The organism is Pseudomonas neuropathica, from assembly GCF_015461835.1.
In the GTDB taxonomy this organism is placed as follows: domain Bacteria; phylum Pseudomonadota; class Gammaproteobacteria; order Pseudomonadales; family Pseudomonadaceae; genus Aquipseudomonas; species Aquipseudomonas neuropathica.
This window is the reverse complement of sequence record NZ_JACOPX010000004.1, coordinates 393,061-399,621: the sequence shown is the minus strand read 5'-3', so window position 1 is coordinate 399,621 and position 6,561 is coordinate 393,061. Positions and strand designations below refer to the sequence as shown.

6 protein-coding genes are annotated in these 6,561 nt (G+C 59.0%); 2 read left to right on the top strand and 4 right to left on the bottom strand.

Annotated elements, in window-relative coordinates:
* Positions 1-445 precede the first annotated feature (445 nt).
* Positions 446-1,837, top strand: a complete 1,392-nt coding sequence (locus tag H8F23_RS07740) for a Fic family protein (protein ID WP_194933942.1) — start codon at positions 446-448, stop codon at positions 1,835-1,837.
* On the opposite strand, the gene H8F23_RS07735 is transcribed toward H8F23_RS07740, so the two are convergent.
* From H8F23_RS07735 to plsB, 3 genes are all read right to left on the bottom strand, one after another.
* Entirely contained in the window at positions 1,834-2,523 is a 690-nt protein-coding gene (locus tag H8F23_RS07735) for a DUF4197 domain-containing protein (protein ID WP_194933941.1), read from the bottom strand. The two genes, H8F23_RS07740 and H8F23_RS07735, sit on opposite strands and share 4 nt — an antisense overlap.
* 27 nt (positions 2,524-2,550) lie before the next feature.
* Entirely contained in the window at positions 2,551-2,949 is a 399-nt protein-coding gene (locus H8F23_RS07730; protein ID WP_093436640.1) for a YbaY family lipoprotein, read from the bottom strand.
* 133 nt (positions 2,950-3,082) lie between these two features.
* On the bottom strand, positions 3,083-5,584 hold the full coding sequence (gene plsB / locus H8F23_RS07725) for a glycerol-3-phosphate 1-O-acyltransferase PlsB (protein ID WP_093436637.1): 2,502 nt from the start codon (positions 5,582-5,584) through the stop codon (positions 3,083-3,085).
* A 237-nt stretch (positions 5,585-5,821) separates the two neighbouring features.
* On the opposite strand from plsB, the gene H8F23_RS07720 reads away from it, so the two are divergent.
* Positions 5,822-6,031 (top strand): cold-shock protein, encoded by a 210-nt coding sequence (locus H8F23_RS07720; protein WP_007908870.1) that lies wholly within the window; start codon positions 5,822-5,824, stop codon positions 6,029-6,031.
* Positions 6,032-6,161: 130 nt separating this feature from the next.
* On the opposite strand, the gene H8F23_RS07715 is transcribed toward H8F23_RS07720, so the two are convergent.
* A complete protein-coding gene (locus H8F23_RS07715) occupies positions 6,162-6,539 on the bottom strand; it encodes a hypothetical protein (protein ID WP_064120729.1) in 378 nt (125 codons plus the stop codon).
* Between the last annotated feature and the right edge of the window lie 22 nt (positions 6,540-6,561).

Genomic DNA, 6,561 nt, shown 5'->3' with positions numbered 1-6,561 from the left:
TACAGACAAGGTCAGGAGCAAGTCCTGCCTTTAGGAGCGATCGGTCTCCCCCAGAAACACATCTTCGTATGTCCGCACCAGCGAGCTTAGATCTCAATTGACTGGTGTGAGGGCAACATACAAGGAGTGAGCCTGCTCGCGATGGCGGCCTGACAGCCGACCTGTTTTTTGCAGATGTACTCAATTCCAATGTGGGAGCGAGCTTGCTCGCGAAGGCGGCCTGAAATCCAACTATCCTCTGCCTGAATGCACCCAGTTCAAATTGTGGGAGCTGGCTTGCCAGCGATGACGGCCCGTCAGTCGCTACCTGTCTGTCTGAATATCCATTGCTCGCTCTGCTCCCGCGACTTCCTACATCTTTTTCAGAAACCTCTGATATTGAGCCAGGGTGCCGCTGATGCTGTACTCAAGCCTCTGTTTTTCCAGAGTCCTTGAGTCCGCCTTGATGAAAAAGCCTCCATCCTTGAAGGGCCGATCCGACCCGGTGTTCGATTTGTTGGTGCGCCCGCCCCACAAGCATCGTCTGGCGGATTATCTTGCGTTGCTCAAGCCGCTCGATGATCAGGGTCGTTATCTGCCATTTGAAGCGTTGCGTTATCGCTGGGCGGCGGGGCTGGATGCCAAACTGTGTTGGGCGTTGGTCAAGAAGGCGCGGGCGGCCCAGTACATCGACCTTCTGCCGCTGGGCGAGCCGGTGCAGTGGGGCAAGTATCTGTTGACCCCTTTGGCACAGAAAACCATCTCCATCGTCGATCGGCAGGCCAGTACGGCCGCGCTGGAATTCATGACCAGCCAGATCGGCGAGCGGGCACATTTCAGTTATCTGCTGAACGATCTGATCGAAGACGAGGCCATCGCCAGTAGCCAGCTGGAGGGCGCGGCGACCACCACGCGCGTAGCCAAGGACATGCTCAAGCAGCAGCGTCTGCCTCGTACTCCGGATGAACGCATGGTGATGGGTAATTACCGGATGATGAATTTTGCCTGGGAGAGACGTTACGCACCCATGAGCGTGGATCTGATCGCAGCGATTCATCGGGTGGGGGTCGAGGGCATTGATGACGAGCAGTATTCCCCCGGGGTGTTCAGGATCAATGACGAAGTGGTCGTTCAGGACGGGGCGGGCAACACCGTGCACCGACCACCCCCTGCAGCAGGATTGGTGTCGCGGCTGGAGCGACTGTCGCAGTGGGTCAACCTGCCCGACGGCTCACCGCAAGAGAAGAGCTATCTGCATCCGCTGATCAAGGCAATTACGCTGCACTTTGCCTTGGGTTACGAACATCCCTTTCGTGACGGCAACGGGCGGGTCGCAAGGGCGTTGTTTTACTGGTTCATGTTCAAGAATGAGTTTGCGGCGTTTCGCTACGTTGCGATCAGTTTGTTACTGCGTAATGCGCCGGTGAAATACGGACGCTCATATCTGCATACAGAGGCGGATGAGCTGGATCTGACTTATTTCATCGAGTTCCAGTGTTCGGTCATTCAGCGAGCGGTGCTCGGGTTTACGGATGTTTATCGCGAGAGCGTGGCCTACACCGAAGAGTTCGAGCGCTGGCTGACGAATTCTGGCTGCTTCGATCAGATGACGAAAAAACAGCACGCGGTGTATCAGGCGGCAAAAAACGGGGTGGCGAAGGAGTTCACAGCGAGCAATGTGGCGGAAAATTTTGTTTGCTCGCACCGCGAGGCGGCTTTGGTTCTGGAGGGGCTGGACCAGTTACAGGTTTTTGAGAAAAAGAAGATGGGACGGGAGTGGGTGTTCTTTTTACGTAGTCCCTTACGTGGAGGGAAGCACGGGAGCGAATGGATTCGCCCCCGCGCTTTGACTGCTTAGAGCGTGCCGAACACCTTCTTCGCCAAACTGGTCGCTGCAGCAGCCGGGTTCTGGCGGATGGTTTCTTCCTGTTTGCCGATCATCTCGAACAAGCCATTGAGCGCTTGCTCGGTCACGTAGTTTTCAACGTTGGCGCTCTTCGCATCGACAACGCCGAACGCAGCAGCCTGACCAGCGAACGAGTTGTACTTCTGTGCTACGCCAACCTTGTCGGTCGCCTGTTTGACGATCGGCAGGAACTTGGCGCGGATCTGTTCGCGGCTGGATTTGTCGAGGTATTGCGTGGCCGAGTCCTTGCTGCCGCTGAGGATGCCTTTGGCGTCTGCCACGCTCATTTTCTTCACGGCGTCGACGAGGATGGGCTGGGCTTGAGTTACAGCGCTTTCCGCCGCTTTGTTCATCGCGGTTTCCAGTTCTTCAACCTGAGCGCCCATGCCGAAGGCTTTCATTTTGCTCGCGGCTTTGCCGAGTTTGCCCGGCAGTTCGATCTTCACGTCGGGGTTGTTGCTGAAGCCGCCGGGTGTACCCAGTTGCTTGACGGCGATTTGCGCGCCTTGGGTCAGGGCATCCTTGAGGCCGCCGGTGGCGTCTGTTTGCGAAAGGTCACTGAGCGACAGCGCCAGCGCGCTGGCGGAGATCATCAGGCCTGCGCACAGGCCGGCGAAGCGAAGGGTAGGGCGGAGCATGGCGGCTTCCTTGTTGCAGAAAGTGAATTAACGAACGGCGTCGACGCGGATCTTCAGCGGCTGCGGGTCGTTGCCGTCGAGTTGCACGGCATGGTTTTCGGTGGTGATGAACATCAACTCACCGTTGACTTCAATGCGCGCGCTGACCGAGTAACGGTGGCCAGGTTTTATCTGCGCTGGATCGTAGCTCAAGTGGAAGGGCAGCGGCACCTGGCCTTTGACCGGACCTTTTTGCTCGTCCAGCACCACCGCTGGCGCGTCGGCCAATGAAACGTCTTGCAGGCTGACGCTGAGGGTCGCGCTCGGAGGCAGGGCGATGCGCTGCAGGTAGAACACTTCACCGTCGAGGCCGACCTTGCCGGCAGGTGTGGTCGACTGGCAGGCGCTGAGCAGTGTGGCGGCGGCGAGCAGGGTGAGTTTTTTCATCGGACGTTCTCCTTTTCAATGTGTGAGCGACGGTGCGACGATTCGACCTGCTCGCGAAAGCGGTTAAGCATTCAACATTTCAGTTGCCTGACACTCCGCCTTCGTTAGCAAGCTCACTCCCACCAGGTTTGCATCAGGTCTCGGGTTGAGTGATGACCTGATCGGCAGCATCTTCACTGCGATGCAGCGCAACCTGGCGGATCGACAGTCGAATTTCCGCCGGCAACACGCGTTTGGCTGCACCTTCGGCAAGCTCGCCAAGCAGTTCGTGATAACTCAGTTTGCCGGCCTCGTCGCGGCGCAGCACGTCGAGGTCGAGCATTGTCTGGATGAAGTGACGGAACAGGCTCTTGTCGAAGAACTCCGGGGCATTCAAGCCATGGAGGATCGACAGGCGCTGGGCCATGACCGTGCAGAGGTCTTCCAGTTCTTCGGCGCTGATGCTGTTCTGGCCGCTGTTGAGCAGCAAGGACACGGTCATGTAGAAGCGCTGCAAGGTCTGGGCGATGCTCTTCGACAGCAGCGTCAGCAGCACGAAATGCCGCGAACTTGGCGCCGGACGCAGATAGACGTCTTTCTCGAAGCGCAACAGGCCTTGTTCGACGAACGCTTCCAGCCACTGATCGACCACACCGTCCAGTTCGTCCAGCGTCCAGCGAATGAACAGCTCCGATTGCAGGTACGGATACAGCGCGCGGGTGTAGCGCAGGATCTGTTCGCGGCTCATGCGCGAAGCGCTCTGGAAGAAGCTCGCCAGCAGTGCAGGCAACGCGAAGATGTGCAGCACGTTGTTGCGGTAGTAGGTCATCAGGACGGCATTCTGCTCATCCAGATAGAGAATCTTGCCCAGCGCATCGTTCTGCTCGGCGAGCAGGTCCATGTCTTTCACATGCTCGATCAGCGCACGGCCGTCGCCTTCCGGCAGCGTGGTGTGTGGCGAATACGGGACTTTGCGCAGCAGCGCCAGATACAGATCCAGCACTCGCGCCATGGCGCGATCATCCAGCGCCAGACGCGTAGTCGACAGCAGCGCCAGCGCCACCAGGTTGACCGGGTTGATCGCAGCGGCTTCGTTCAAATGCTGCGCGACTTTTTCGCCGAGGCGATTGGTGGTCTCGTTGAGCCACGCCGGTTTGTACTGCGGGCCGAGTTCCTGCTGGCGCCAGTCCGGTTGCTCGGCGTCAAGGAATTCTGCGAGTTTGATCGGCTCACCGAAGTTGACGGCGACCTGACCGAAACGCTGCTTGAGCGCGCCGATGACTTTGAAAATGTCGAAGATCGATTCTTTCTTCTTGCTCGCGCCACGCAATTCGCCGAGGTAGGTGCGACCTTCGAGCACGCGCTCGTAACCGATGTACACCGGCACAAACACGATCGGCATCCGCGACGAACGCAGGAAGCTGCGCATTGTGATCGCGAGCATGCCGGTTTTTGGTTGCAGCATGCGCCCGGTGCGCGAGCGGCCACCCTCGACGAAGTACTCGACCGGGAAGCCTTTGGTGAACAGCGTGTGCAGATATTCGTTGAACACCGAGGTGTACAGCGGATTGCCCTTGAACGTGCGGCGCATGAAGAACGCACCGCCACGGCGCAGCAGGCTGCCGATCACCGGCATGTTCAGGTTGATCCCGGCGGCGATGTGCGGCGGGGTCAGGCCGTTGCGGAACAGCAGATATGAGAGCAGCAGGTAGTCAATGTGGCTGCGGTGGCACGGCACGTAGATCACTTCGTGACCCTGGGCGACCTTTTGCACGCCTTCGATGTGGTTGACCTTGATGCCGTCGTAGATCTTGTTCCAGAACCAGCTCAGCACCACTTCGAGGAAGCGGATCGCGGTGTAGGTGTAGTCCGAGGCAATCTCGTTGCCGTAGCGCAAAGCCTGAGCCTTGGCCTTCTCCGGCGAGATGTTTTCGCGCTCGGCTTCGTCGAGGATCGCTTGCTTGACCAGCGGCTGGTTGAGCAGGCCTTTGACCAGGTTACGGCGGTGGGAAATGTCCGGGCCGATGACCGCTGCTTTCAGATTGCGAAAGTGCACGCGCAGGATGCGTTGTGCCATGCGCACGGTGCGTTCGTGGCCCTTGTTGTGCTCGATCAGCTCGCGCAGGTGAATCGGTGCGGAGAACTGCACGCGGGTTTTGCGCCCGAGGACGATGATGCTCAGCAGCCGACGCAAGCGCCCGGTGACCGCCCAGCTGTCGGCGAACAACAATTTCCAGGGACTGTTTTCGCTGTCCGGCGACTGGCCCCAGAACACGCTGACCGGAATGATCTGCGCGTCTTCGGCGGCGTTCTGCGTCAGGGCACTGACCAGTCGGGTCAGGGTCGGCGGTGCGCCGCGCTTGTCCTGGCGACCGAGCCAGTCCGGATCCGGCGTCAGGTAGAAAAACGCCGCCGGTTCGATCAGCGAACCCACCGACACCGGCAGCACCGGACGTGGCAGGCCGGCCTTGGTGCACTCGGTATCGACCACGGCGAGATCGGTCAGCGAAGGGTTTTGCAGGACGTAGAACACCGGACGACTGCGGTCGAGGTTGAGGGTGAGCGACGACTGGTTGATCGTCTCCGAGCGAACCCAGAGGTACAACAGTCGGCGCAAGGTGCCAAACACTAGACGGCGGAACGGGGAACGGGTCATACGGCTTCTGCGTGAGTGGATAAACCGAGCGGTTGCTCGGGAGGGCGACAGTTTGCCGTATTGGGCGAAAATCGGCAAAAAAGCGGCGAAGTAATCTCCTGTTGAGACTTTCCGCACCTGTCATATACTCGGCGGTCTGTCGCCGGGGGCCTTTTATGGACGTCGGACGCAGGCTGACGTTCCGCAAAGGCTTTCCTGCGAAAAGCCTGTCCAATAATAAAAAAGGAGTATGAACAGATGGCAACACGTGAAACCGGCAACGTGAAGTGGTTCAACGACGCCAAGGGCTACGGCTTTATCCAGCGCGAAGACGGGGTGGACGTGTTCGTGCACTACCGCGCGATTCGCGGCGAAGGGCATCGGTCGCTGACTGAAGGCCAGCAGGTTGAATACGCAGTGATTACCGGTGAGAAGGGTTTGCAGGCGGAAGACGTTGTAGGCCTGTAACACAGACCTTCAAAACGCCAAAAACCATTGTAGGAGTGAGCCTGCTCGCGATTGCGGTGTATCAGTCAACATTGATATCGACTGGCACACCGCAATCGCGAGCAGGCTCACTCCTACATGGGATCGGTGTTTAGGCGGTTTTCCAGGTGATTTCTTCTTCACCGTCGGCGCTGATGCGCATCCAGCGATCCGCCGTCTCTTCACCTTCTTCTTCAACCCACGTCCCCGGCGCGCAACGCACTTCGACGTTCAGCGCAGCAAACGCGGCGCGGGCGCAGGCGATGTCGTCGTCCCATGGGGTCTGGTCGCTTTCGAGGTACAGGCTGTTCCACTTGCCCACGGCTTTCGGCAGCCAGGTCACCGGCACGTTGCCGGCCTTGCATTTGTAGGTCTGGCCTTTCTGTACCCAGTCACTGCACGGGCCCAGCGCTTCGCCCAGCCAGGCCGAAATGGCCTTGTGGTCGACGTCGGCGTCTTTCAGGTAAATCTCGATGTCCGGTTGGCGCATGGATGTCCTCACTGCGGGTCTG

Coding starts and splice junctions, on each gene's coding strand:
- H8F23_RS07730 (WP_093436640.1), bottom strand. CDS start 2,949: ATGAAAAAACTCACCCTGCTCGCCGCCGCCACACTGCTCAGCGCCTGC.
- H8F23_RS07715 (WP_064120729.1), bottom strand. CDS start 6,539: ATGCGCCAACCGGACATCGAGATTTACCTGAAAGACGCCGACGTCGAC.
- H8F23_RS07740 (WP_194933942.1), top strand. CDS start 446: ATGAAAAAGCCTCCATCCTTGAAGGGCCGATCCGACCCGGTGTTCGAT.
- H8F23_RS07735 (WP_194933941.1), bottom strand. CDS start 2,523: ATGCTCCGCCCTACCCTTCGCTTCGCCGGCCTGTGCGCAGGCCTGATG.
- H8F23_RS07720 (WP_007908870.1), top strand. CDS start 5,822: ATGGCAACACGTGAAACCGGCAACGTGAAGTGGTTCAACGACGCCAAG.
- plsB (WP_093436637.1), bottom strand. CDS start 5,584: ATGACCCGTTCCCCGTTCCGCCGTCTAGTGTTTGGCACCTTGCGCCGA.